At 62.5% G+C, this 25,120-nt stretch carries 20 protein-coding genes; 13 read left to right on the top strand and 7 right to left on the bottom strand.

Annotated elements, in window-relative coordinates; translation table 11 throughout:
- Window positions 1-112: 112 nt before the first annotated feature.
- Complete coding sequence (locus AACO21_RS10365; protein ID WP_346192444.1) at window positions 113-1,444, top strand: M48 family metalloprotease; 1,332 nt, start codon at window positions 113-115, stop codon at window positions 1,442-1,444.
- A 74-nt stretch (window positions 1,445-1,518) separates the two neighbouring features.
- Here the strand turns inward: AACO21_RS10365 and AACO21_RS10360 are convergent, their stop codons facing one another.
- Window positions 1,519-2,193 carry a Crp/Fnr family transcriptional regulator gene (locus AACO21_RS10360; protein WP_346192443.1) on the bottom strand — a complete coding sequence of 225 codons (675 nt, stop codon included), beginning with the start codon at window positions 2,191-2,193 and terminating at the stop codon, window positions 1,519-1,521.
- Window positions 2,194-2,365: 172 nt separating this feature from the next.
- Between AACO21_RS10360 and AACO21_RS10355 the strand changes: the two genes are divergently transcribed.
- The 11 genes from AACO21_RS10355 to AACO21_RS10305 all read left to right on the top strand — a co-directional run bounded on the left by AACO21_RS10355 (window position 2,366) and on the right by AACO21_RS10305 (window position 14,111).
- Window positions 2,366-4,333 (top strand): AMP-binding protein, encoded by a 1,968-nt coding sequence (locus AACO21_RS10355; RefSeq protein ID WP_346192442.1) that lies wholly within the window; start codon window positions 2,366-2,368, stop codon window positions 4,331-4,333.
- A gap of 14 nt (window positions 4,334-4,347) precedes the next feature.
- Window positions 4,348-5,130 (top strand): ABC transporter ATP-binding protein, encoded by a 783-nt coding sequence (locus AACO21_RS10350; RefSeq protein WP_346192441.1) that lies wholly within the window; start codon window positions 4,348-4,350, stop codon window positions 5,128-5,130.
- Between the two features lie 12 nt (window positions 5,131-5,142).
- Complete coding sequence (locus tag AACO21_RS10345) at window positions 5,143-6,072, top strand: branched-chain amino acid ABC transporter permease (protein ID WP_346192440.1); 930 nt, start codon at window positions 5,143-5,145, stop codon at window positions 6,070-6,072.
- Between the two features lie 18 nt (window positions 6,073-6,090).
- Entirely contained in the window at window positions 6,091-7,167 is a 1,077-nt protein-coding gene (locus AACO21_RS10340; RefSeq protein ID WP_346192439.1) for a branched-chain amino acid ABC transporter permease, read from the top strand.
- A gap of 58 nt (window positions 7,168-7,225) precedes the next feature.
- Entirely contained in the window at window positions 7,226-8,560 is a 1,335-nt protein-coding gene (locus tag AACO21_RS10335; protein WP_346192438.1) for an ABC transporter substrate-binding protein, read from the top strand.
- A gap of 60 nt (window positions 8,561-8,620) precedes the next feature.
- Entirely contained in the window at window positions 8,621-9,436 is an 816-nt protein-coding gene (locus AACO21_RS10330; RefSeq protein ID WP_346192437.1) for an ABC transporter ATP-binding protein, read from the top strand.
- A 171-nt stretch (window positions 9,437-9,607) separates the two neighbouring features.
- Window positions 9,608-10,837, top strand: a complete 1,230-nt coding sequence (locus tag AACO21_RS10325) for an AMP-binding protein (RefSeq protein ID WP_346192436.1) — start codon at window positions 9,608-9,610, stop codon at window positions 10,835-10,837.
- Between the two features lie 15 nt (window positions 10,838-10,852).
- The gene (locus AACO21_RS10320) at window positions 10,853-11,353 is read left to right on the top strand and encodes a hypothetical protein (RefSeq protein WP_346192435.1); all 501 of its coding nucleotides are present in this window, start codon (window positions 10,853-10,855) and stop codon (window positions 11,351-11,353) included.
- A complete protein-coding gene (locus AACO21_RS10315; RefSeq protein WP_346192434.1) occupies window positions 11,354-12,517 on the top strand; it encodes a CaiB/BaiF CoA-transferase family protein in 1,164 nt (387 codons plus the stop codon).
- Window positions 12,518-12,583: 66 nt separating this feature from the next.
- Complete coding sequence (locus AACO21_RS10310) at window positions 12,584-13,165, top strand: hypothetical protein (protein ID WP_346192433.1); 582 nt, start codon at window positions 12,584-12,586, stop codon at window positions 13,163-13,165.
- Window positions 13,166-13,214: 49 nt separating this feature from the next.
- On the top strand, window positions 13,215-14,111 hold the full coding sequence (locus tag AACO21_RS10305) for an AEC family transporter (RefSeq protein WP_346192432.1): 897 nt from the start codon (window positions 13,215-13,217) through the stop codon (window positions 14,109-14,111).
- On the opposite strand, the gene AACO21_RS10300 is transcribed toward AACO21_RS10305, so the two are convergent.
- The gene (locus AACO21_RS10300; protein ID WP_346192431.1) at window positions 14,112-14,606 is read right to left on the bottom strand and encodes a PhaM family polyhydroxyalkanoate granule multifunctional regulatory protein; all 495 of its coding nucleotides are present in this window, start codon (window positions 14,604-14,606) and stop codon (window positions 14,112-14,114) included. It lies immediately after the preceding gene.
- A gap of 88 nt (window positions 14,607-14,694) precedes the next feature.
- Between AACO21_RS10300 and AACO21_RS10295 the strand changes: the two genes are divergently transcribed.
- On the top strand, window positions 14,695-15,363 hold the full coding sequence (locus tag AACO21_RS10295) for a response regulator transcription factor (RefSeq protein WP_346192430.1): 669 nt from the start codon (window positions 14,695-14,697) through the stop codon (window positions 15,361-15,363).
- Here the strand turns inward: AACO21_RS10295 and AACO21_RS10290 are convergent.
- The 5 genes from AACO21_RS10290 to AACO21_RS10270 form a co-directional block, all read right to left on the bottom strand.
- A complete protein-coding gene (locus AACO21_RS10290) occupies window positions 15,333-17,411 on the bottom strand; it encodes an ATP-binding protein (protein ID WP_346192429.1) in 2,079 nt (692 codons plus the stop codon). The two genes, AACO21_RS10295 and AACO21_RS10290, sit on opposite strands and share 31 nt — an antisense overlap.
- Window positions 17,412-17,417: 6 nt before the next feature.
- A complete protein-coding gene (locus AACO21_RS10285) occupies window positions 17,418-18,167 on the bottom strand; it encodes a class I SAM-dependent methyltransferase (RefSeq protein ID WP_346192428.1) in 750 nt (249 codons plus the stop codon).
- Window positions 18,168-18,174: 7 nt separating this feature from the next.
- A complete protein-coding gene (locus AACO21_RS10280; RefSeq protein ID WP_346192427.1) occupies window positions 18,175-21,657 on the bottom strand; it encodes an indolepyruvate ferredoxin oxidoreductase family protein in 3,483 nt (1,160 codons plus the stop codon).
- A 119-nt stretch (window positions 21,658-21,776) separates the two neighbouring features.
- Window positions 21,777-23,645, bottom strand: coding sequence for an ATP-binding protein (locus AACO21_RS10275; RefSeq protein WP_346192426.1), 1,869 nt, complete (start codon window positions 23,643-23,645; stop codon window positions 21,777-21,779).
- Window positions 23,646-23,656: 11 nt separating this feature from the next.
- Window positions 23,657-25,042 (bottom strand): FAD-linked oxidase C-terminal domain-containing protein, encoded by a 1,386-nt coding sequence (locus AACO21_RS10270; protein WP_346192425.1) that lies wholly within the window; start codon window positions 25,040-25,042, stop codon window positions 23,657-23,659.
- Window positions 25,043-25,120 lie beyond the last annotated feature (78 nt).

Genomic DNA, 25,120 nt, shown 5'->3' with positions numbered 1-25,120 from the left:
AAAAATAACAATAATGTAATATTTATAACTATTGTTGTTTTTGCGAATTGGATTCCGGCGCGCTGCTGTAAGACAATGCAACGTTTCTGCGTTCTCTGCGGAGTGCCTCTCCATGTCCCAAGACCTTCATGCTTTTGCCCATGACCTGCAGCGCAACCGCCTGAATCGGCGTCAGTTTTTGTGGCTGATGGGCGCGGCGGCTGTTTCCGGCTGCGCCACCTCGCCGGTGGGGGGCGGCTCCATCCTGGTCGGCATGAGCGAGGATGAAGAAAAGCAGGTCGACCGCCGGGTTGCGCCGCACCAGTTCTCGCAGGATCTGGGGCCGGTTCAGGATGCCTCGGTGAACGCGTATGTCAGTGAAATCGGCCAGCGCCTCGATGCACGGACGCATCGCCCGCAGATGCCCTATTCCTATCGTGTATTGAACGCCAACTACGTGAATGCCTACACATTCCCCGGCGGCGCGGTCGGGGTGACGCGCGGCATCCTGGTCGATCTCGACAACGAAGCTGAATTGGCCGCCCTCCTCGGGCACGAACTGGGTCATGTGAATGCCCGTCATGCCGCACAACGACAGGGGCAGGCGATGGTTGCGCAAGTGGCCGTGGCCGGTGCGAATATCGCTGCCGCAGGCAGTGAGTGGGGGACCCTCGTCAATCTGGGCAGTCAGCTTGGCGCCAGCGCTTTGCTCTCCAGCTACTCGCGCGATAACGAGCGGGAAGCCGATGCCCTGGGCCAGGAATATATGGTGCGGGCAGGTTACCCGGCCCAAGGGATGGTGGGGCTGCACGAACTGCTGGTCAGGGGGGAAAAGTCCCAGCCCAACCTGCTGCAAACCATGTTTGCTACCCATCCGATGAGCCGCGAGCGCCGCGATACGGCGGCCCGCCTGGCGAGCGAGCGCTACGGCGCGAGTCGCTCAAGTCCCGATGGGCGCGAGCGCTTCATGGACAACATAGCCAGCCTGCGCCGGATCAAACCGACCATCGAAGCCTGTCAGCAGGGTGAGACGGCCCTTTCCGGAAAACGTTATGCGGTGGCGGAGGACCAGTTCAAGCAGGCCTTGAAACGGACGCCCGCTGATTACGCCGCCAATCTGCGTATGGCGCAATGCCTGCAGGCGCAGGACCGCAGTCACGATGCCTTGCCCTATGCCGAATCCGCCAAGCGGATTTATCCGCAGGAGGCACAAGCCCACAAGCTGGCGGGGGTGTTGTCCCTGAGCATGCGCGATCCGGGGGCGGCTTATGCCAGTCTGGATCAGTACGATCGCCTGCTGCCCGGGGATGCCGGGGTGACCTTCCTGAAGGGGGTCTCGCAGGAGGGGATGGGTAATCGTCAGGAGGCGGCCCGTCTCTACGCCAACTATTTGCGCATCAGCCAGCAGGGCCAGGCTGCGCAGTACGCTCAGACACGCTTGCGCGGCTGGGGCTATCTGCGCTGAAAAAAGCACTTGGGCGACGGTCGACCGTCGCCCGAGGATGAAAATGCGGTGATCGGACCGTGCCTGTCGCGGCCTTAATCCCCGAAGCTGCGCAGGCCGTCCAGGTTCAGAACATGAATGCCGCCGTATTCGCTCCTGACCAGCCCGGCATCCTCAAGGACTTTCAGGCCCTGATTGGCCCGCTGGCGGGAGACGCCGGCCAGATAGCCCAGTTCTTCCTGTGAAATCTGCAGGAAGTGCGTCGTGCCCGGATAGAGCACCGGGTTGAACAGGGCTGCCAGTACCCGCGCAATGCGCGTGTCGATGTCGAGCAGACGCTCGTTTTCCATCATCCCGATGAACTGCCCGAGGCGCTCGTTCAGTTGCGTGATCATGAAACGGTTGAAGGCAATGCTGTTATCGAGCAGCCACGTGAAGGTGCTGCGGCTCATGTAGGCGACCCGCGTTTCGCGAATGGCCATCACGTCGTAGCGGCGCGGCTCCTTCTTGAGCAGGGAACCTTCACCGAACCACGCGCCGGTGCTGATGCCCGTGAGCGAGGTGGTCTTGCCCGTCGTCCAGTGGCTGGCCATCTTGCCCAGGCCATCAATGATGCCCATCCAGTAGTCAACCGGCTCGCCTTTCATGCAGATGAATGCGCCCGCGGCAATGGTGCGTTCGCTGGTTCCGCTCAGTGCGCGATCAAATTCCGCTTCGGTCAGGGCCTGCCCCCAGAGCGATGCGCGCAGCAACTCCTCAACGTTTTTCAAGATTTTTTCCGGATTGTCTGCCGAACGACAATTATACGGAGAAGGCATGCCTACACTAGCCTCACGACAACGATTGTGTCGCCATGCAAGGTTCATGTAAGACAGCGGGCGCCACAATGAATCGATCATGAGGAAGACCGCGAACAATGAGTCGCGGCGGAGGAGACAAGAAATGCCCACGCAGGTGAATTACGCTGCGCTGGATGGGTTGCATACCTTCCCGCGCCTGCTGTTCCATCATGCTCAGGTACGTCCGGCGGCACCGGCCATGCGCGAGAAGAATCTCGGCATCTGGCAGACCTGGACCTGGGCCGACGTGGCCGAACGCGTTCGCGCGCTCGCCTGCGGTCTGGCTTCGCTTGGTTTCAAGCGCGGCGACAACCTGGCCATCATCGGTGACAACCGCCCTCATCTCTACATGATGATGAGTGCTGCCCAGTGTCTGGGCGGGGTGCCCGTGCCCCTGTACCAAGACGCTGTGGCGGCGGAGATGCTCTTCGTCCTGCAGGATGCGGGCATCCGCTTCGCCATCGTCGAGGATCAGGAACAGGTCGACAAGCTCCTGGAAATCAAGGATCAGTTGCCGACCCTCGAGCACATCGTCTACGACGATCCGCGCGGCATGCGTCACTACAACCAGCCGTTCCTGCATGACGTGCATGAACTGATGGAAATGGGCCGCATCCATGATCGCAACCATCCGGATTTCTTGAACGCCGAAGTCGAGCAAGGGCATTTCGATGATGTCTCGGTGATGCTCTACACCTCTGGTACAACCGGGAAACCCAAAGGAGTCTGCCAGACGCACGCCGCCTTTATCGCCGCTGCGCAGGGCGGGGCTCAGGTCGACAAGCTGGGGGCGGATGGGGACATCCTGTCTTACCTGCCGATGGCCTGGGTCGGGGATCACCTCTTTTCCTTCGCGCAGTCGCTGGTTTGCGGTTTTACGATCAACTGCCCGGAATCGGCCGATACGGTGATGACCGACCTGCGCGAGATCGGCCCGACCTACTATTTTGCGCCGCCCCGCGTGTTCGAAAGCCTGCTGACCTCAGTTCAGATCCGCATGGAAGATGCCGGTCCGATCAAGCAGAAGCTCTATCACCACTTCATGCAGGTCGCAAAGCGCTGCGGTGCCGATATTCTGGACGGCAAGCCGGTGTCGGGGGCGGATCGTTTCCAGTACTGGCTGGGCAGCCTGATGATCTACGGGCCGTTGCGTAACGTGCTCGGCATGAGCCGCATCAAGGTCGCGTACACCGCCGGTGCGGCAATCGGCCCGGAGCTCTTCAAGTTCTACCGCTCGATCGGGATCAATCTGAAACAGCTCTACGGTCAGACCGAAACCTGCGCCTATGTCTGTCTGCAGCCGGATGGCCAGGTCAAGTCCGACACCGTCGGCGCCCCGGCGCCCGGCGTCGAGATCAAGATTGCCGACAACGGCGAAGTCCTGGTCAAAGGGGCGATGCTCCTCAAGGAGTATTACCAGCGCCCGGATGCCACCGCCGAATCGATCAATGCCGATGGCTACTTCCTGACGGGCGATGCCGGTTTCCTCGACGAAGACGGGCATCTCAAGATCATCGACCGGGCCAAGGATGTCGGCAAGCTCTCGAATGGGGCGATGTTTGCGCCCAACTACATCGAAAACAAGCTGAAGTTCTATCCCTTCGTGAAGGAAGCGGTCTGCTTCGGCCACGACCGCGACATGGTCACGGCCTTCATCAACATCGACATCGGTGCAGTCGGCAACTGGGCGGAGCGCCGCAATATCGCCTACGCCGGTTACACCGATCTGGCGGGCAAGGCGCAGGTGCTGGAACTGATCAAGACCTGCATCGAGGAGGTCAACGCCGGTCTCGCCCACGATGCCATGGTGGCCGATTCGCAGGTGCATCGCTTCCTCGTGCTGCACAAGGAACTCGATCCGGATGACGATGAACTGACCCGTACCCGCAAGGTGCGCCGCAATTTCATTGCGGAGAAGTACAAGGTGCTGATCGATGCGCTCTACGCGGGCAAGCCGAATCAGTACATTGAAACCGAGGTCAAGTTCGAGGATGGGCGTCGCGGCAAAGTGTCCGCCGACCTCACGATCGTTGATGCCAAGACCTTTCCGGTCGCCAAGAAAGCGGCTTGAGGGGAGAGAGAACCATGAGCAGAAAAATCGGCGACGTCATCCTTGATCTGCAGAACATCTCGCTGCGTTTTGGCGGGGTCAAGGCACTGACCGACATTTCCTTCAATATCCGAGAGCACGAAGTCCGCGCCATCATCGGCCCGAACGGTGCCGGCAAGAGCTCGATGCTCAACGTCATCAACGGTGTCTATCACCCGCAGGACGGCAAGATTTTTTATCGGGGTGCCGAGCGCAAGAAGATGGAGCCGCACATGGCGGCCAGCACCGGGATTGCCCGTACCTTCCAGAACATCGCGCTGTTCAAGGGCATGAGCGTGCTCGACAACATCATGACGGGGCGCACCCTCAAGATGAAGAGCAACATGTTCCTGCAGGGGCTCTGGCTGGGCCCGGCCCGCAATGAGGAACTGGCCCACCGCCGCAAGGTCGAGGAAATCATCGACTTCCTGGAAATCCAGCACATCCGCAAGACGCCCGTCGGTCGACTGCCCTACGGCCTGCAAAAACGGGTCGATCTGGGCCGGGCTCTGGCCATGGAGCCGCAAATCCTGCTGCTCGATGAACCGATGGCCGGCATGAACGTCGAGGAGAAACAGGATATGTGCCGTTTCATCCTCGATGTGAATGATCAGTTCGGCACCACCATCGTGCTCATCGAGCACGACATGGGGGTCGTCATGGACATTTCCGATCGCGTCGTGGTGCTCGACTACGGCAAGAAGATCGGCGACGGGCTGCCGGACGAGGTCCGCAGCAATCCGGAAGTCATCCGTGCCTATCTCGGCGCCGGACACTAAGCGGAGCGCAACATGGGATTTTTCATTGAAACACTGATTGGCGGCCTCATGGCCGGCATGCTGTACTCGCTGGTGGCACTGGGCTTCGTGCTGATCTTCAAGTCCTCCGGCGTGTTCAACTTTGCGCAGGGTGCGATGGTGCTGTTCGCCGCGCTGACCATGGCGCGTTTTTCCGAATGGGCGAATGCGGCGCTGGGCGGGGACAGCCTCCTGCTGGCCAACCTGATTGCCTTTGTTGGTGCGGGCGCTGTGATGCTGGTTGTGGCCTGGGTGATTGAGCGCTTTGTGCTGCGCAAGTTGGTGAATCAGGAAGGCGCCACGCTGCTCATGGTGACCCTGGGGATCACCTATGTCCTGGAAGGCGTTGGCCAGACCATCTTCGGGAGCGAGATCTATCCGATCAATGTCGGCATGCCGAAGGAGCCGGTCATGATGTTCGAAAGCCTCTTCGAGGGCGGCATCCTGATCAACAAGGAAGACTTCATCGCCGCCCTGATCGCAGCCCTGCTGGTCGGCCTGCTCACGCTGTTCTTCCAGAAAACACCGGTTGGCCGCGCCTTGCGTGCGGTGGCCGATGACCACCAGGCAGCCCAGTCGATCGGGATTCCGCTCAACCGGATCTGGGTCATCGTCTGGCTGGTGGCAGGGATTGTGGCGCTGGTCGCCGGCATCATCTGGGGCTCCAAGCTGGGGGTTCAGTTCTCCTTGGCGACGGTTGCCCTGCGTGCCCTGCCGGTAGTGATTCTGGGTGGTCTGACTTCGGTGCCGGGCGCCATTGTCGGTGGTCTGATCATCGGGGTCGGGGAAAAGCTCTCCGAGGTCTATCTCGGTCCCATGGTCGGCGGCGGCATTGAAATCTGGTTTGCGTATGTGCTCGCCTTGGTCTTCCTGCTGTTCCGTCCGCAAGGGCTGTTCGGCGAAAAGATCATCAACCGCGTCTGACCGTCAGGAGGATATACCGTGTTTTATCGTGAAAACGGCCAGTTCAAGACCACCTACGCGGCCGACCAACAGATCTTTACCATTGCGCAGGACAAGTGGTTTGTCCTCGGACTGATCGCCTTCGCCTTCATTGGCGTGCCGATGATCGCCGATGAGTACATGTTCCGCGCCATTCTTATTCCCTTCCTGATCTTGGCGCTGGCTGCACTCGGCGTGAATCTGCTGGTCGGCTATTGCGGCCAGATTACGCTGGGGGCAGGCGCCTTCATGGCGGTGGGGGCGTACGCCGCCTATAACTTTCTGGTGCGCATCGATGGCATGCCGCTGATCGGGGCGCTGCTGCTCGGTGGCCTGACCACTGCAGGGGTTGGTATCCTGTTCGGGATTCCCAGCCTGCGGGTACGCGGCCTCTATCTCGCCGTGGCCACCCTGGCTGCCCAGTTCTTCTGTGACTGGGCTTTCCTCCGGATCAAATGGTTCACCAACGACTCTTCTTCGGGTTCGGTTTCGGTATCGAATCTGGAACTGTTGGGCTGGACCATCGATGCACCGGTCGAAAAGTACCTGTTCTGCCTCGGGTTCATTGTCCTCTTTGCCCTGATTGCGAAAAATCTGACGCGCGCCACCATTGGCCGCCAATGGATGGCGATCCGTGACATGGACGTGGCTGCTGAGGTGATCGGTATCCGCCCGATGTACGCCAAGCTCTCGGCCTTTGCCGTCAGCTCCTTCTTCGTCGGGGTGGCCGGTGCGCTGTGGGGCTTTGTGCACCTTGGCTCTTGGGAACCAGCAGCCTTCTCCGTCGATCGCTCCTTCCAGTTGCTGTTCATGGTCATCATCGGTGGCCTGGGCTCGATCATGGGCAGCTTCTTCGGCGCCGCTTTCATCGTGGTCTTGCCGATCTTCCTCAACCAGTTCCTGCCTGCGCTCGGCAATTTGTTCGGATTCCATATCTCGACGGCAGCCGTCTCGCATGCAGAACTGATCATCTTTGGTTCGCTGATCGTGTTCTTCCTGATCGTCGAACCGCATGGCCTGGCCCGACTCTGGTCGATTGCCAAGGAAAAACTGCGTCTGTGGCCTTTCCCCCACTGACGCGGAGACAGCACCCCACTTCTAATCCATAACCTGATCAAACAGGAGGAGACAAACCATGAAATTCCGCGCACTTGCTCTTGCCGCCGCCATTTCTGCCGTGGGCGTGACGTCGACCGTCGCCCCGTCGGTCGCTCAGGCCCAGGCCAAGGAACAGTTCTTCCCGGTGCTGGTCTATCGGACCGGCGCCTATGCCGCCAACGGGAACCCCTGGGCCAACGGCTATGTGGACTACCTCAAGCTGGTCAATGCCAAAGGCGGTATCAATGGCGTCAAACTCTCTTTCGAAGAGTGTGAATTCGCCTATGCCACGGACCGTGGTGTTGAATGCTACGAGCGCCTGAAAGGCAAAGGGGCCACGGTCTTCCAGCCGCTGTCCACCGGCGTCACCTTCGCCCTGACCGACAAAGCCCCGGTCGACAAGATTCCGCTGATCACGGCCGGTTATGGCCGCAGCGAGTCGCAGGATGGTTCCGTGTTCAACTGGAACTTCCCGCTGCTCGGCACCTACTGGGTGGGCGCTGATGTGGCCATCCAGCACATCGCCAAGCAGGCGGGCGGTCTCGACAAGCTGAAGGGCAAGAAGATTGCCTTGGTTTATCACGACAGCCCGTTCGGCAAGGAGCCGATCCCGCTGCTGCAGGAACGCGCCAAACTGCATGGTTTCGAGCTCCAGCTGCTGCCGGTTGCCCACCCGGGTGTCGAGCAGAAAGCCACTTGGCTGCAGATCCGCCAGGCTCGCCCGGACAATGTTCTGCTCTGGGGCTGGGGCGTCATGAATTCGACCGCCTTGAAGGAAGCGCAGGCAACCGGTTATCCGCGTGAAAAGATGATCGGGATCTGGTGGGCCGGTGCCGAACCGGATGTGAAGGACGTGGGTGCCGGTGCCAAGGGCTACAGCGCCCTGACCCTGCAGCACGGTGCCGAGCCGAATTCCAAGGTGGTCAAGGACATGCTTGAACTGGTCCATGCCAAAGGCCAGGGCACCGGTCCCAAGGATGAAGTGGGCTCGGTGCTCTACATGCGTGGCCTGATCTCTGCCATGCTGGGCGTCGAAGGGGTCCGCAAGGCGCAGGAACGCTATGGCAAGGGCAAGGTGATGACCGGCGAACAAACCCGCTGGGGCCTGGAAAACCTGAATCTGGACCAGAAGACGCTGGACGGCATGGGCTTTGCGAACGTGATGCGCCCGGTTCAGACCTCCTGCCTGGATCACATGGGTTCCTCCTGGGTGCGTGTCCATACCTGGGACGGCGCCAAGTGGACCTTCTCGACGCCGGAGTGGTACCAGGCTGATGAAAAGCTGCTGCGTGGCATGGTCCTGAACGCATCCCGCAAGTATGCGGATGAAAAGAAGATCACCCCGCGTACGCCGGAACAGTGCAAGCAGTAATCCGCTGAGCCGCTGATGCACCCGCGCCTTAGGCGCGGGTGCCTTTCACGAGAGTCGAACATGAGCGCGACCCCCAATACCTTCCTCAGTGTGAATAACATCGAGGTCATCTACAACCACGTCATTCTGGTTCTGAAAGGCGTGTCTTTTTCGGTGCCGGAAGGCAGCATCGTGGCCCTGCTGGGCGGTAACGGTGCCGGTAAAACGACTACCCTGCGTGCGGTCAGCAACCTGCTGCACGGCGAGCGGGGCGAAGTGACCAAGGGTTCCATCGAACTCAAGGGCGAACGTGTCGAGGCGATGACCCCGGCCGACCTGGTCAAGCGCGGTGTCGTGCAGGTCATGGAAGGCCGGCATTGCTTCGGTCACCTGACGATTGAAGAAAACCTGCTGACCGGAGCTTACACCCGCACCGACGGCAAAGCCGCCGTCCAGGAAAGCCTGGAAAAGGTTTACAACTTCTTCCCCCGTCTGAAAACCCGGCGGACCAGCCAGGCAGCCTATACCTCGGGCGGGGAGCAGCAGATGTGCGCGATCGGTCGCGCCCTGATGGCCAACCCGAAAATGGTGCTGCTGGACGAGCCGTCGATGGGCCTGGCGCCGCAGATCGTCGAAGAGGTGTTTTCCATCGTCAAGCAATTGAACGAGCAGGAAAAAGTCACCTTCGTCCTGGCTGAACAGAACACCAGCATTGCGCTGCGCTACGCGGACTTTGGCTACATCCTGGAGAACGGGCGCGTGGTCATGGAAGGCTCCGCAGCCGATTTGCGCGATAACGAGGACGTCAAGGAGTTCTACCTGGGTCTGAGTTCCGCCGGCCGCAAGTCTTTCCGGGAAGTGAAGCACTACCGTCGGCGCAAGCGCTGGCTGTCGTAGCGTCAGCGTATCCGGCGAGGAGCTGCAGAAGGGGGCGGTTGGTACGGTACCAACGGCGCTGCCTCCTCTCGTCTTGACTGCTGAAAGGGCTGCGTCGTGGCGTACCGCGGATAGGGCGCCCACGCTCAACCGGGATGACTCAGCGAAGCGTAAAAAACGGAGAAACAAAGAATGAGCTATTACGATCCGCTCGAAACCCGCGATCCGCAAGCGCGTGAGGCTGATCTCATGAGCAAGTTGGTGCGGCAGATTGCGCATGCCAAAAGTGCATCGCCGTACTACGCCGAAACCTTGTCCGGGATCGATGCCCAGGCGTGCAACAGTCGGGCGGCGCTGGCGGCCTTGCCGCTGACGCGCAAGCGCGATCTGATCGAACTGCAGAAACGTCATCCGCCCTTTGGCGGGTTGAATGCCTTGGCGCGGGGGGAGGCCAAGCGGGTTTTCGCGTCACCCGGGCCGATCTATGAACTGCAGGGGGCTGAACTCGACCACTGGCGTCTGGCCCGCGTGCTCTTTGCCGCCGGGTTTCGCAAGGGCGATCTGATCCATAACTGCTTTTCTTATCATTTCACGCCGGGTGCCTTCTTGATGGAGGGGGGCGCGCGTAAGTTGGGCTGTGCCGTCTTCCCGGGCGGGGTCGGGCAGACCGAGCAGCAGGTGCAGGCCATGGTCGATTTGCGTCCCGATGGTTATGTCGGTACGCCGTCCTTCCTGAAAATCATTGTTGAGAAGGCCGAGGAACTGGGGGCGGATATTTCCTCCCTCAAAAAGGCGCTGGTTTCCGGCGAAGCTTTGCCGGGCGTGACCCGCGACTGGCTGGCCGAGCGGGGAATCACGGTGCGCCAATGCTATGCGACCGCCGATATCGGGGCCATCGCCTACGAAACGGAGATCGGGCAGGGGTTGGTGGTCGAGGAGGACCTGCTGGTAGAAATCGTGCGTCCGGGTACGGGCGATCCGGTTGCGGAAGGCGAGGTGGGTGAGGTGGTGGTGACCTCCTTCAATCCCGACTATCCCTTGATCCGTTTTGCCACGGGCGACCTGTCGGCCTGTCTGCCGGGGGTCTCCCCCTGCGGGCGCACCAATGCGCGCCTCAAGGGCTGGTTGGGCCGTGCGGATCAGACAACGAAAATCAAGGGCATGTTCGTTCATCCCGAGCAGGTGGCGGATATCGCACGCCGACATCCGGAATTCGGACGCATGCGCCTGGTGGTCGATAACCCGGATGGCCAGGATCGCATGGTCCTGCACTGTGAAAGTGCCGACGGGAGCGAGGCACAGGCCGCCACGCTGGTGGGGTCCCTGCGCGATGTCACCAAGTTGCGTGGCGAAGTGCGTTTTGTGATGCCGGGGGGATTGCCCAACGATGGCAAGGTGATCGAAGATAGCCGGGTTTATTAAGCCCGGAGTCCGATCATGCGCCTGCTGCTGCTTCTGTTGAGTGTGCTGGCTCTGCCTGCACTGGCCGAGGAGGCGCCGCTGCGTGCCTCCGCCCGTTTGCTGTTCAAGCATCCCGCGCTGCTCCAGCCGGGCAGTTGCGTACGCTACGAGGAAGGCGGCAGCGGCTGGATTCTGACCGAACCGGTCTTCTACCTGCGTGGCGAGGTGGTGGCGGCGGACGTGCGTACCCGCCATCTCGGTGTTTGCCCGCAGGTGGCCGGCAAGGAGATCAGCCAATACAGCCGTGACGAGTTTGTCCGTCATGCACAGGCCTATCCCTGCGTCAGCCCCGGTGTGCCGGAACGTGACGAGCAGTTGGGCATGGTGCGGATCAAGGTCCGCGATTGGGAAACGCCGCATGCCAAAAAAGCGGCCAATATGGGGCGCCTCTACCGGGGTGCATTCCTGGATCGCCCGTTGCAGGCGGGGATGGAAATCGAGCTTGAAGCCGATTTATTGAGTAGTTGCGAGAAATAAATGTCCGACATTCGTCCCGGCCCGCTGAGCGGCCTGCGTATCCTTGACCTGACCCGACTGTTGCCGGGGCCGGTTGCAACCCTGCATCTGGCCGATCTGGGTGCCGAGGTCATCAAGATCGAGGACCCCGGCCTGGGCGATTATGCGCGGACGCTGGGGACGGGGCAGGGCGAGGACAGCGCGTATTTCCGGATGATCAACCGCAACAAGCAGGGTTTGGTGCTCGATCTGAAGCAGCCCGAGGCGGTGACGGTCTTTCTGCGCCTGGTTGAAACGGCGGATGTCGTGGTCGAGAGCTTCCGCCCCGGCGTCATGGACAAGCTGGGTATCGGCTATGACCGTCTGGCGGCGGTCAACCCGAAAATCACCTGCTGTTCGATCAGTGGCTATGGTCAGGATGGGCCCTACAAGGATCTGGCCGGGCATGACATTAACTACCTTGGCTATGCCGGGGTGCTCGATCAGATCGGTCTGGAGGGCAGCGCACCGGCCATCCCGAATTTTCAGATTGCCGATCTGCTGGGGGGCGCGATGACGGCGGTGATGGGGATCCTCGCCGCAGTATTCGATGCGCAACGCAGTGGAAAAGGGCGTCAGGTCGATGTCTCGATGACGGACAGCGTCCTGGCGCATACCTACTTTGCCATGCTGCGCTTGAACGATGTGGGCCGCTCGGCACCGCGCGGGACGGATTTTCTCTCCGGTGGCCTGCCCTGCTATGCCACCTATCGCTGTGCGGATGACCGCTATATGGCCGTCGGTGCCCTGGAGAGCAAGTTTTGGGCACTGTGTTGCGCCACGCTGGGGCAACCGGCCTGGGTGGGGCGCCAGTGGGACCCGGTGCTGCGTGACGAGATGGCCGCCCTCTTTGCCAGCGCGCCGCGCGATGTCTGGGCTGAGCGCTTTGCGACGGTCGACTGTTGCGTGACCCCGGTTTTGTCGCCGGAGGAAGCCTTGGAAAATCCCCACCTGAACGCCCGCGGCATGGTCCTGCGCGAGGGCGGTCTGACCCAGTTTGCACCGCCGCTCAAGTTTTCCGAATTTCCCTTCGCGATACGTCAGCCGGCACCCCGGCCCGGCGAACACGCCGAGCAGATCCTGCGGGCTGCCGGCTATGCGGACGACGCCATCGCCCAACTGCGCGCCACGGGCGTATTGGGCTAGCCGTCGCGACCGGCGTGACCGGTCCGCACACATCAGGCACACTGCCTCCTTTCCGGAGGTGTTGGCATGAAACAGCGCATTGACGAGCTTTTGGCCCGTATCCAGTCTTTGCAGGATGAGCTGGAAGAGGAATACCGCCGTACCCGCGAAGAGTGGGCGACCCGCAAGGCGGAACTGGCCGAGGAATTTGCGCGGCAGCAACGGCGCTACAAGACCGGGCTGTTCCGCTTTCTGGTCCGCTCCCGCCTGCTGGTCGTGCTGACGGCGCCTGTGATCTACGCTGGCTGGGTGCCCTTTCTGTTGATGGACCTGTTTGTCACGCTGTACCAGCACCTCTGTTTTCCGATCTACGGCATTCCCAAGGTGAAGCGCAGTGAGTATCTGGTCTTTGACCGGGAGGATTTGCCGTACCTGAACCTGATCGAAAAATTCAATTGTTTCTATTGTTCCTACGGCAATGGGGTGGCGGCCTATACGCGGGAGGTGTCCGCCCGTACCGAGCAGTACTGGTGCCCGATCAAGCACGCGCGGCGGGTTCGGGCAGCACATGATCGCTACCCCAAGTTCTTTGACTACGGCGATGCCGAAGCTTTCAAACAGGGCCTGAATCGCCTGCGCCGCCAGTACGACGACGTAGATAGCCATTGAGCGTTTTGCTGCCTGTTCACGGGTGGACCGTCGGGCTTACAATGCCGCCATGACGACTGCCCTCCTGCTCTTGCCCGATTTTGCCCTCATTCTGCTGGGGGCTGCCCTGCGCCGCTGGATGCATTTGGGCGATCACTTTTGGCAGGGGGTCGAGAAACTGGTGTATTTCATCCTGTTTCCCGCCCTGCTGATCAATGCCATTACCAAGACCCATCTGGATCTTGGCGCAGCCGTGCCCTTGTTGGCCACGGGCGGACTCGCGATGTGTGCGGGGATGTTGCTGGCTGCCCTGCCGCAGCCCTTCCTGAAGTTGCCGCCCTTGCGTTTTGCCTCGCTTTTTCAGTGCGGCTACCGCTTCAATTCCTATATCGCGCTGGCGGTTGCCGGCATGTTGTTCGGCGCGCCCGGCATCGCCACCATGGGTTTGATTGTCGGTGCCGCAGTCCCGCTCGCCAATCTGGTGTCGGTATGGATGCTGGCGCGCCATGGTGAGGTCAGCGTTTGGCGTGAGGTTGCCCGTAATCCGTTGATCTGGGGAACCTTATCCGGCTTCGTGCTGAATCTTTTGGGCTGGCTGCCTCCCGCGCCGGTACAGGCTTTCCTGGGGCGCCTGTCGGATGCCTCGATCGCCCTCGGCCTGATTGCCGTCGGGGCTGCGCTTCGCCTGGAGAATGCGCCCGGCGTGGGGGGCTACTCGCTCTGGCTGGTGCTGGTGAAATTGTGCTGTCTGCCGCTGGTGGCGCTTGGCGCAGGCACGCTGTTTGGATTGGGCGGGCTGAACTTGCAGGTCGTGGTGATTTTCGCCGCGTTGCCCACTGCGTCGTCGGCCTACATCCTGGCCATGCGTATGGGTGGGGATGGGCGCAGCGTGGCGTGGCTGATTTCAGCGACCACGCTGGCTTCCATGCTGACGCTGCCGTTCTGGGCAGCCTGGCTGGTCAGCTGATCAGGTCTTGGCCGCCGGCTTGCGGCTGCGCGGTTTTTTGTCCGATGCGTCGTCCGTTGCCGGGGTGGCAGCGGCGGTGGCTGCCTGAACAGCGGCTTCAGCTGTCTGCTGCATCTGTTCCCGGACCTGCTGCATCATCTGCCAGGGCCACATGGCGGCTTCCGAGAAGGCGGCATTGCCGGCTGTGGCCGCTTCCGGCGGCGGTGTTTCTTCGGCGGCGCCGGCCTGCATCGAGCGGGCGGCATCGCTGGCCATCTGGCCCATGGCCTGGACGGTCGACACGGTGGTACGCTGCATTTCCAGGCTCTGGATCGTCATTTGCAGCATGGAGAGGTTCATGCGCAACCAGCCTTCAACGGCTTTCAGGTCCTTGATGCGCTTGTCGAGTTCATCAAGATCAAAGGTCGGGGCGACCATGCCGGGCATCGAGAAGCCCATGTTGCCCCACATGCTGCGCATGAAGTTCAGCGGATCGTTCGGCGAGTGTTCGGACATCTCGTGCTCCCTCGGTTGGATGAGCCATCTTAAACCAATTTGTCATGTTCAATGCTAAATTAGCCGTTGTTCCAAAGACGGGGGTTCCATGCTGAAGTTGATGGTGGTTGAAGACCATGCCCTGGTGCGCGAGGGGATGGTGCGTTTGCTGAGTCAGATCGAACCGGATGTCTCCGTGATCGAGGCCGGTGATTTCGAAGCAGCGCTCAATGCGCTCGATAACGAAGGCGAGGTTGACCTCGTCCTGCTGGATCTCGCCTTGCCGGGGATCGACGGTTTCTCGGGGCTCGATATCCTGCGTCGGCGCTATCCGGCCATGCCGGTGGCGGTGGTGTCCGCCTTTGACGACACACCGACCGTGACCCGTGTGATGAATCTCGGCGCTTCCGGTTTCATTCCCAAAGCCTATTCCGGCGATGCCTTGCTGGCGGCCATTCGCGAAGTGCTGGCCGGTAACCTGTATCGCCCCAATGCGACGTCAACCAGCACGCAGCGGCTGGGCGATGTGGCCCCGATGGCGACCAACAAGATTGCGGTCAAGCCCGATGAAGTGGGCCTGACGGATCGTCAGGCGCAGGTCCTGGCGCTCATGATGCGGGGTTTGTCCAATCGCGATATTGCCGATCAGCTGGGGCTCTCCGAAGGAACGGTGAAAATTCACGCAACGGCGGTATTCAAGGCCTTGGGCGTGAACAGTCGTACCCAGGCCCTGGTCGCTGCCGCCCGTTACGGCATCGATTTCGAGAGCGTTTTCTGAAGCTGGGTGACCAGCGCGCGCAGCTTGGCGGGTCGTACCGGTCCGCTGAGCAGGTGCACGGTTTCTGTGGCCGTGATTGCTGAGGCTGGGGTGCCCAGCACGATGATGGGCAGGGCTTCCTGCCAGGCTTGAACTTCGGGCCAGTGCGCCGCATCGCAGAGCAGCACGCGCTCTCCGGGGATGCCGGCGGCGAGCACATCCAGTCGGGCGACGTCGAAATGCCAGTGGGCGAGTAGCCGGATGCAGTTTTCCATGTCATCCGAATTGCCCAGGCACAGGATTTGTCCGCCGGGCGCGGGCGTGGTGACGCTGATGTCGGGCTGTCCGGGGGTGACATGGAGACGGAAGGTCGTGCCTTCGCCGAGCCGGGAGTCGAGGCCGACTTCGATATGCAGGGCACGTGTCAGACGATCGACGATCGAGAGGCCCAGCCCCAATCCCTTGTGGTGTTCCCGGGCCGCATTGCCGATCTGATAGAACTCGGCAAAGATGGCGGCCTGATGCTCCGGCGCGATGCCGATCCCGCTGTCCCTGACTTCGATGACGACCTTGCCGGCACGACGGCGGGCAAGAATGAGAATGCGCCCGCCGGACGGGGTGTAATTCAGTGCATTGGAAAGCAGGTTGGCCAGAATGCGCTCCAGCATGACCGGATCGCTCTCCACCCAAAGCCGGGTTGGACGGATGCGTACGGTAATCTGGCGCTCCAGTGCGTTGCGCTGAGCGGCTTCCTGCAGGCGGGAAAAGATGGGCGCCAGGGCGCAGTTGCGGATATCCGGCGTGACGCCGCCCACATCCAGGCGCGAGATGTCGAGCAGGGAGTCGAGGAGTTCGCCCAGCAAGGCGGTGGATTTGGCAATTTGCTCGGCCAGGTAGGGCACCTCGTCCCGCGTATTGCTCCAGACCTTGCGCTGCAGGTCGGCGGCGAACAGCGAGAGCGCGTGCAATGGCTGGCGTAAGTCGTGGCTGGCAGCGGCCAGGAAGCGGCTCTTCGCCTTGTTGGCGCGTTCGGCCGTATCACGCTCCTCCGCCAGGGCCTGGGTGGCGTGCCGGATCCGCTCTTCGAGGTCGCGGTGGCTGGCATCCAGTTCCTGCGTCAGTTGCGAGAGTTCGATCACCTGGCGACGGACGAGCAGGCCACCGACGATCAGGACCAGGGTGACCAGCCCGGCCAGCGTGCCCAGCTCAAACAGGCGCAAGCGCCAGCTGGCGAGCACACTGCGTTCGGGCAGGGCGCTCAGGATACGCAGGTCGGGGAAACCCGGGACCGGCGAGATGGAAACGAGGTAGCCGTTACCCCGACGCATCCCGGTTTCGGCCGCCATGCCGCGCAATGCCCCATCAAACAGCGCGCTATCGACATCGACCCCGATGATTTTTGAGAACTTGCTGAGATCGGTGGGGCGGCACGAGGCAATGATCTTGCCCTGGGCATTGGTCATGACTGCTTCGAAGTCGTCGGAGAGCCGGTTGGACCAGCAGAATTCCTGGAGATAGACCGGGTCGATGGCGGCCAGGGCGACACCGCCGAATCCGCCGGCCGCGTTTTCGATGCGTCGGGCCAGGGCATAGGTGTAGCGATTCGAGTTACGCCCGACAAAGGGGCCGAAGGTGGTGGCTTCCAGACCGTTGGCAATGGCCTGGAAATAGCTGCGATCGCGGACGTTGACCGCCGGCGGCGGGAAAAAGGTGGAGATGAAGCGCTGTTCGCCGCTGCTGTCAAAAATGATCAGGTCGCGCAGTTGGGGCAGGGCACGGGAGTGGCGCTGGGCGACATATTCCCAGCCCTGGCTGGGTGTCCAGTCCGTCCAGTTGCGCCGGTTGTAGGCCAGATCGGTCGCCATTTCGCGGAGCAGGATGTCCATGGCCTCGAAGGCGCGTGCCGTGTGTTCGGCCAGCATGACGCTGAAGTGCTGCAGGCGCTTCTCGCTTTCTTCGATATCCCGCTGGCGGGCGAAGGCGAGGTCGATGATGAAGGCCCCCAGGACGGACAGCGTCCCGACCAGGGCAATGACGAGGGCAAGGGTTTCCGGCTTGCGCTTGAACATGCCCGGTCAGCGTTCGTAGCAGTACAAGATCCGGGCCGGCGTGCAGTCGACCTCGATGACCCGGCTGGGTACCGCACCCGGAACCGGGAAGCTGTTGCTGATGAAGAGGCTGCCGGGGCGCATTTCGGCCTGGACCTTTTCCCACAGGCGGGGCATCGGGGCCGGAGACAGGAAGGCATAGACCACATCGTATTCGCCGAGCGGTGCGACCCAGAGGTCATCCCAGCGCCAGCGGATATTGGGTCGCCCCACGCGCAGCAGCCAGCCGATGGCCCAGGTCAGCGGGGCATTTTCGTAGCCGGTGAAATGATGCTCGGGCAGGGCGTCTGCGAGCGGCACGGTGGTGCTGCCGATACCGCTGCCCAGGTCGAGAAAGCGGCAGGGACCGCGTTCGACCAACAGCTCGCCCAGGGCCGTGACGGTCGGCTTGTTGGACAGATACAGCGGGACCTGGCCCGACAACGCGCCGCGATAAATCAGCAGGAGCAGGAAGAAGGCGAGCAGGAACCAGCCGGGATCGATGGCGAGCCCCTGCGTGGCATAGACCAGGGGCATGAAGCCGGCGTGGATGACGCGCCACCACCAGGGCTGTCTGGAGAGCGTGGCCAATGTGCCGGCCACGAGGCCGATTGCCAGGCTGGTTTCCAGCCAGGGCAGGGCAGCCGCATTCCAGCCGAAATACGGCCAGGCGAGCGAGAGGACGAGGATGACGGCCGCCCCTTGCAGGGCAAACTGTCGCATGGGGGTGGCAGACATGCCGCCATTATGCCATCAGGGCCTTTCGCAACGCGTTCCGTTCATCCCGGGCCTGGTCGGCAGCGGCCTGGCGCACCGGGCCGTAGCCTCGCACGGCGGCGGGCCAGGCGGCCAGCGCGTGTGCGTTCGCATCGGTGCGGGCGGTATGCAGCAACAGATCGAGGTCGGCTTCGTAATCGGCGAGCAACTGACGGTCGACGGCTTTTTCGGCCGTAAAACGGAAGGGGTCGAGCCAGCTGCCACGCAGGCTGCGCAGCCCCGCCAGCGTGCGGAGCACCGGCCAGAACCAGGGGCCGAAACGGATCTTGCGGGGCCGGCCATTGGGGCCGGGACGGGCAAAGAGCGGCGGTGCCAGATGCACGCTCAGCCGATAGTCGCCCTCGAACTGGGCGTTCACTTGGCGCGTGAAGTCACCGTCGGTGTACAGGCGGGCGACTTCGTACTCGTCCTTCGGCGCGAGCAGGCGGGCGTACTGGAGGGCGACATGGCGGGTCAGCGTGGGATCGCCCAAGGCTTGAACGGCATCGACGCGCTGGCGATAGCGTTGCGCCAGGGCGGCGTCCTGGTACGCGGTGAGGTGAGCTTCGCGGCGGGCAATCAGGGCCTCGAGGCTGTCCTGGGGCTTGGCTTCGCCGGTGAGGGGGCCGGCGATTTCGGCCACTTTTTTCGGGTCGACCGCCGCCCGACGCCCCCACAGGAAGGCCTCGAGGTTGGCATCGACGGCGCTGCCGTTGAGCCGGATGGCCTGTTCCAGCGCCGGCCAGGAGATCGGGACCAGGCCTTTTTGCCAGGCGTAGCCGAGCAGCAGCATGTTGGTGAACAGTGCGTCGCCCATCAGGCGGCTGGCAAGGTGCTGGGCATCGATGAACTGCACGGCGTCCTCGCCCAGCGTTTCGAGCAGGCGCCGTTGCAGGCCCGCCTGTGGAAACTGCCAGTCGCGTTGTTGGGTGAATTCGGCCGTCGGGGTTTCGGTGCAGGAGACCACAGCACGCGTTTTGCCGGCGAGCATCTTGGAGAGCGCTTCGGTGCCGGCGCTGACGACCAGATCACCGCCGATCAGGGCATGGGCTTCGCCGGTGGCGATGCGGGCCGCGTGGATGTCTTCCGGGTGGTCGGCAATGCGCAGATGGGAGAACACCGCACCGTATTTCTGGGCGAGGCCGGTCATGTCCAGTGCCGAGACGCCTTTGCCATCCAGGTGGGCGGCCATGCCGATGAGAGCACCGATGGTGATCACGCCCATGCCGCCTACGCCCGTGATCATCAGGTTCCACGGCGTGGTGGTGGCGGGCAGGGACGGGTTGGGTAAAAGCGGCCAGTCTTGCTGGTCGACCGTCGCCACGCCGGATTGCCCCGGCATTTTGCGCACACGGGCACCTTCGACGGTCACGAAGCTCGGGCAGAAGCCATTGACGCAGGAAAAATCCTGGTTGCAGGCCGATTGATCAATCTTGCGCTTGGTTCCGAAAGGCGTCTCGACGGGGGTTACGGAGAGGCAGTTGGATTGCACCGAGCAGTCGCCACAGCCTTCGCACACGGCTTCGTTGATGTAGACTCGCTGCGTCACAGCCGGCAGCTTGCCGCGCTTCCTGCGCCGACGGGCCTCGGTGGCGCACATCTGGTCGTAAATGAGGACGGAGACGCCGGGGTAGGTGCGCAGCGCACGCTGCACCCGGTCGAGTTCGTCGCGGTGATGAATGGGAATATCGGGGGCGAGGTCGGTGATGTCGGCGTATTTGTCCGGATCGTTGGTCACGATGACGATCTTCTCGACCCCTTCCGCCGCCAGTTGGCGCGTCATGCGGGCGACACTGATCGTGCCATCCACCGGCTGGCCGCCGGTCATGGCCACGGCGTCGTTGTAGAGAATCTTGTAGGTGATCGGCACGCGGGCGGCCAGCGACTGGCGGATGGCGAGCAGGCCGGAGTGGAAGTAGGTGCCGTCGCCGAGATTGGCGAAAATGTGTTTTTCCTCGGTAAAGGGCACCTGGCCAACCCAGGGGACGCCTTCGCCGCCCATGTGGGTGTAGGTCGCCGTGCTGCGGTCCATCCAGGTTGCCATGTAATGACAGCCGATGCCGGCGACGGCCCGCGAGCCCGCCGGGACCTTGGTGGATGTGTTGTGGGGGCAGCCTGAACAGAAGTGGGGTTTGCGCTCGGCCAGGACGATCGGGGTGCGCGCCGCTTTTTGCTTCTCCGCGATGAGTGTCAGGCGGGCTTTGATGGTTTCCGAGGTGAAGAATCGTCCAATCCGTTCGGCAATCACCCGGGCAATGGTGGCGACGGGCAATTCGCCCGCTGCCGGCAGCAGCCAGTCACTGTGCGCGAGGTAGCCTGCCTCGCCGGCGGTCCACTCGCCTTTTTCGTCGAATTTGCCGATCACGCGCGGGCGGACATCCTCGCGCCAGTTGTAGAGTTCTTCCTTCAGCTGATATTCGAGCAGTTGGCGCTTTTCTTCGACGACCAGGATTTCCTCCAGGCCTTCGGCAAAGTGACGGACGCCTTCCGGTTCCAGCGGCCAGACCATGCCGACCTTGTACAGCCGGATGCCGATCTGCGCGGCCAGCGCGTCATCGATCCCCAGTTCGTCCAGTGCCTGCCGGACATCGAGATAGCTCTTGCCGGCAGTCAGGATGCCCAGGCGCGGTTGCGGCGCGTCGATCACCACGCGATCGAGCCGGTTGGCCCGGCAATAAGCCAGGGCGGCGTAGAGCTTGTAGTTCTGCAGGCGGGCTTCCTGCTGCAGCGGCGGGTCCGGCCAGCGGATGTTGAGGCCATCCTCGGGCAGGGTGAAATCGGTCGGATAAACGATGTTGACCGCCGCCGGGTCGATCGTCACCGAGGCGGAGGTTTCCACCGTGTCGGCGAGTGCCTTGAACGCCACCCAGCAGCCGGAGTAGCGGCTCATTGCCCAGCCGTGCAGGCCGAAATCGAGATATTCCTGCACATTGGCCGGATACAGCACCGGCATCATCACCGCCTTGAAAATGTGCTCTGTCTGGTGCGGCAGGGTGGAGGATTTGGCCGCATGGTCGTCGCCCGCAATGACCAGCACGCCGCCATGACGCGCCGTGCCGGTGGCATTGGCGTGGCGGAAAACATCACCGCAGCGATCCACGCCCGGCCCCTTGCCGTACCACATGCCGAATACGCCGTCGTATTTCGCGCCGGGAAACAGCCCGACCTGCTGGCTGCCCCAGACGGCGGTGGCGGCGAGGTCTTCATTGACCCCCGGCTGAAAGGTGATGTGATGCTCGGCGAGATGTGACTTGGCTTTCCAGAGACCTTGGTCAAGCGCACCGAGCGGACTGCCGCGATAGCCGGAGATGAAACCGGCGGTATTCAGTCCGGCCGCCAGGTCGCGCTCGCGCTGGAGCATGGGCAGGCGGATCAGGGCCTGGGTGCCCGTCAGATAGACACGGCCCGTCCGGCGGGTGTACTTGTCGTCCAACGAGGCCTGGATGGCTGCAGGCAGGGCAGGACCGCTCATGGTTTGCCTCCATTCGTCGATTGCCTTGTGGGCAAGGTGCATATGGGCAAAGGGTGTTGCCCAGTGTGCGCCTGACGGTTGGAGTGTCAACCTGCGCCGGGGTTCCGGCGCCGATGGGGTCAGCCGATCGGCTGAAAGGGGAGGGTGAAGGAGAAAGTACTGCCCACGCCTTCTTGACTGTCTACGCGCAGCTCGCCACCCATCAGCTGAACCAGCTGGCGCGAGATGGTCAGGCCGAGTCCCGTGCCGCCGTACTGGCGGGTGGTGGAGCCGTCGGCCTGGGCAAAGGCGCCAAAAATCGCCTCCAGCCGCTCGGCCGGAATTCCGATGCCGGTGTCACTGACACTGAAGCAGATGAAGATCCGGTTTTCGGCAGTCTCCAGACGGTCGACCGTCGCCTGCAGGCGGATTTCACCCTGGTGGGTGAACTTCACCGCATTGCCGATCAGGTTGAGCAGCACCTGGCGGACGCGCAGTTCGTCGCCGATCACTGCTTCCGGCAAATCGGCAGCCAGTACCTGCTGGCCGCTCAGCCCTTTTTCCTGCATGCCGGGCTGCATCAGCGTGAAGGTCTCGTTCAGCATGTGCTGGAGATCGAAGGGGATGGCTTCGAGCTGGATCTTGCCGGCCTCGATCTTCGAGAGATCGAGGATGTCGTTGAGGATGCTCAGGAGGTGCTCGGCGGAATTGCGGGCGATGCGCAGACATTCATCGGTTTCCGGTTCCAGCTTGTTCATCATGGCCAGTTGCAGCATGCCGATGACGCCATTCATCGGGGTGCGGATTTCATGGCTCATGTTGGCCAGGAATTCGCTTTTGGCGCGGCTGGCCGATTCGGCCGCATCCCGAGCCTGGGCCAGATGCGCCATGATGCGCTCGCGCTCGGCCTCGGCCGTGGTGAGGGCCGCCTCGGCGTCATTGCGCGCCCGGATGAAGTCATTGAATGCGCCGCTCACCGTCTGGATTTCCGCGCTGCCTTGTTCCGGCACCGGCGAAGAAGGCGCCCGCGGCAGCATGCTCGTCGCGCGCTGGCGCATGTCGCCGGCCAGCCGGTTGAGCGGGATGAGGAGACGATTGGCCAAGCCCCAGAGGAGCGGGGTGGCGATCAGCATGAGCAGGGCGGAAATCAGCATCATTTCCCGGCGCAGCTTGGCGATGGGGCGATAGGCCTCCTCGGTGGGCATTACCGAACCGAGAATCCACGGGGTTTCATGCAGGTGCTTGAAGGTGAACAGCGCCTGGAGCCCCCGGCTGTTGTGTCCTTCGAGGGTGCCTTCGAAACCGCTGATGGCCTTGATGGCGGGCAGGTCAGGACGATTGTCCACCAAGGTCATGATGCGCTTCTGGTCCGGGTGCGCGATGATCGTCCGATCCTTGGCAACCAGATACAGGTAACCGGTATCGCCGACCTTGCGCTGCCCGAGTTGCCCCAGCAGGTTGGGCCGGTAGAGATTGAGCACACCGGCGGCGATGCCCGCAATGTGGCCGTCGGGGGTAAGAATCGGCGCGGCGATGATGACCATCGGCTGCTGTGTCGCTTTGCCGATCAGCGGTTTTGAGATGACGGCTTCCCGTTTGCTCAACACGCCCTGAATATAGTCCCGCTGGCTCATGTCCAGCCCGCGTCGGCCGGGTTTTTCCGGCCAGTCCACCAACAGGGTGCCGTGGGTATCGAAGACGTACAGGTCATCGAAGATGGTCCGCAGCCCCGCCTTGTTGCGCAGGATTTCCTCCAGCTGGCGCGGATGGCGCAAGGCCTGGCGCGGAATGGTTTGCGCCGAAGCATGCAGCGCCTGCTTGGCCGTCGCCAGTTTTTCATCGATGTGCTCGGCCAGGACGGAGAGCAGGTTGTACTGCTCGCGTTCGATCCGGCCGGTCAGCTCCGCATGCAGGGCGCGAAACTGCAGCATGCCCTGCGCGAGCAGCAGGACCAGGCCAAAGGCGATGGCCCCCAGGGTGAGCTTGAACTTGAGACTGTGCGAAAACATGCTGCGGGCGGTCAGGTGTCCGGGAAAATCTTGCCCGGGTTCAGGCGGTTGTGCGGGTCCAGCGCCATTTTGATGCTGCGCATGACGTCGACCGCCACCGAGCCATGTTCCTGCACGAGGTATTTGCGCTTGCCTAGTCCGATGCCGTGCTCGCCGGTGCAGGTGCCTTCCATGGCGATGGCGCGTTCGACGACGCGCGCGCTGATCCAGGCGGCTTCGGCCATTTCTTCGGCATTCTCGGGGTCGACCAGGACCACGAGATGGAAATTGCCATCGCCAACGTGACCGAACAGCGCGATCGGAATCGAGACCTGGGCGATGTCCGCGTTGGTGGCCGCAATGCATTCGGCGAGGCGGGAGATCGGTACGCAGACATCGGTCGGGAAGCAGCGGCAGCCCGGTTTCAGTTGCAGGCAGGCAAAGTAGGCGTCATGGCGGGCTTGCCACAAGCGGCTGCGGTCTTCCGGACGGGTCGCCCATTCGAAATTGGCACCGCCCAGGTCGGCGGCAATGGCCTGTACGGTTTCGGCCTGTTCCTCGACGCCGCTCGGGCTGCCGTGGAATTCGAAAAAGAGGGTAGGGGCCTCGGCCAGGGTGGTTTTGCTGAACTGGTTGATCGCTTGCAGCGACAGGGTGTCGAGCAGTTCGATACGGGCCACGGGGACGCCCAGCTGGATGGTCTGGATCACGGTCTGTACGGCGGATTCGATATCCGGAAACGTGCAGACGGCCGCGGAAATGGCCTCGGGGATCGGATAGAGCTTGACGGTCAGCTCGCTCATGATGGCCAGGGTGCCTTCGGAGCCAACCAGAAGGCGCGTCAGGTCGTAGCCGGCGGAGGATTTGCGGGCGCGGCCACCGGTTTTCAGGATGCGGCCATCAGCGAGCACGCTGGTCGTGGCCAGCACGTTGTCCTTCATCGTGCCGTAGCGCACGGCGTTGGTGCCCGAGGCGCGGGTGGCGGCCATGCCGCCCAGGGTCGCGTCCGCACCCGGATCGATCGGGAAGAACAGCCCGGTGCCTTTCAGGGCCGCGTTCAGCTGCATCCGGGTCACGCCGGCCTGCACCACCGCATCGCCATCCTCGGCATGGATGGCGAGGATCTGGTTCATGCCGGACATGTCCAGGGAAATGCCGCCTTGCGGGGCCAGCACATGGCCCTCGACCGAACTGCCGACGCCATAGGGAATCAGGGGGACGCCATGCTCGCCGCACAGCCGGACCACGTCGGCAATTTCGTCGGTGTTCTCAACGAAGACCACGCCCCCGGGGAGCATCGGCATGTGCACCGACTCATCGCGTCCATGTTGCAGACAGGTCGACTCGCCACGGGAAAAACGCTGGTCGAAGCGTTCGGTCAAAGCGGCGCATAAGGCGGCGGGCAACGGAGTGGACATGATTTTCGCGAGCGGCGGGGGAAAAACTGCCATGATACGGACCTTGAACGAGGGGCGCCATGTGCGGGTAAACCCGGA

The organism is Dechloromonas sp. ZS-1, from assembly GCF_039649255.1.
Classification (GTDB): Bacteria; Pseudomonadota; Gammaproteobacteria; order Burkholderiales; family Rhodocyclaceae; genus Azonexus.
This window is presented reverse-complemented; position numbering and strand designations above follow the sequence as displayed.

Excerpts from the sequence above, each read along its gene's own strand:
- AACO21_RS10365 (WP_346192444.1), top strand. The coding sequence starts at position 113 with ATGTCCCAAGACCTTCATGCTTTTGCCCATGACCTGCAGCGCAACCGC.
- AACO21_RS10355 (WP_346192442.1), top strand. The coding sequence starts at position 2,366 with ATGCCCACGCAGGTGAATTACGCTGCGCTGGATGGGTTGCATACCTTC.
- AACO21_RS10350 (WP_346192441.1), top strand. The coding sequence starts at position 4,348 with ATGAGCAGAAAAATCGGCGACGTCATCCTTGATCTGCAGAACATCTCG.
- AACO21_RS10345 (WP_346192440.1), top strand. The coding sequence starts at position 5,143 with ATGGGATTTTTCATTGAAACACTGATTGGCGGCCTCATGGCCGGCATG.
- AACO21_RS10335 (WP_346192438.1), top strand. The coding sequence starts at position 7,226 with ATGAAATTCCGCGCACTTGCTCTTGCCGCCGCCATTTCTGCCGTGGGC.
- AACO21_RS10330 (WP_346192437.1), top strand. The coding sequence starts at position 8,621 with ATGAGCGCGACCCCCAATACCTTCCTCAGTGTGAATAACATCGAGGTC.
- AACO21_RS10325 (WP_346192436.1), top strand. The coding sequence starts at position 9,608 with ATGAGCTATTACGATCCGCTCGAAACCCGCGATCCGCAAGCGCGTGAG.
- AACO21_RS10320 (WP_346192435.1), top strand. The coding sequence starts at position 10,853 with ATGCGCCTGCTGCTGCTTCTGTTGAGTGTGCTGGCTCTGCCTGCACTG.
- AACO21_RS10315 (WP_346192434.1), top strand. The coding sequence starts at position 11,354 with ATGTCCGACATTCGTCCCGGCCCGCTGAGCGGCCTGCGTATCCTTGAC.
- AACO21_RS10310 (WP_346192433.1), top strand. The coding sequence starts at position 12,584 with ATGAAACAGCGCATTGACGAGCTTTTGGCCCGTATCCAGTCTTTGCAG.
- AACO21_RS10305 (WP_346192432.1), top strand. The coding sequence starts at position 13,215 with ATGACGACTGCCCTCCTGCTCTTGCCCGATTTTGCCCTCATTCTGCTG.
- AACO21_RS10300 (WP_346192431.1), bottom strand. The coding sequence starts at position 14,606 with ATGTCCGAACACTCGCCGAACGATCCGCTGAACTTCATGCGCAGCATG.
- AACO21_RS10295 (WP_346192430.1), top strand. The coding sequence starts at position 14,695 with ATGCTGAAGTTGATGGTGGTTGAAGACCATGCCCTGGTGCGCGAGGGG.
- AACO21_RS10290 (WP_346192429.1), bottom strand. The coding sequence starts at position 17,411 with ATGTTCAAGCGCAAGCCGGAAACCCTTGCCCTCGTCATTGCCCTGGTC.
- AACO21_RS10285 (WP_346192428.1), bottom strand. The coding sequence starts at position 18,167 with ATGTCTGCCACCCCCATGCGACAGTTTGCCCTGCAAGGGGCGGCCGTC.
- AACO21_RS10280 (WP_346192427.1), bottom strand. The coding sequence starts at position 21,657 with ATGAGCGGTCCTGCCCTGCCTGCAGCCATCCAGGCCTCGTTGGACGAC.
- AACO21_RS10275 (WP_346192426.1), bottom strand. The coding sequence starts at position 23,645 with ATGTTTTCGCACAGTCTCAAGTTCAAGCTCACCCTGGGGGCCATCGCC.
- AACO21_RS10270 (WP_346192425.1), bottom strand. The coding sequence starts at position 25,042 with ATGTCCACTCCGTTGCCCGCCGCCTTATGCGCCGCTTTGACCGAACGC.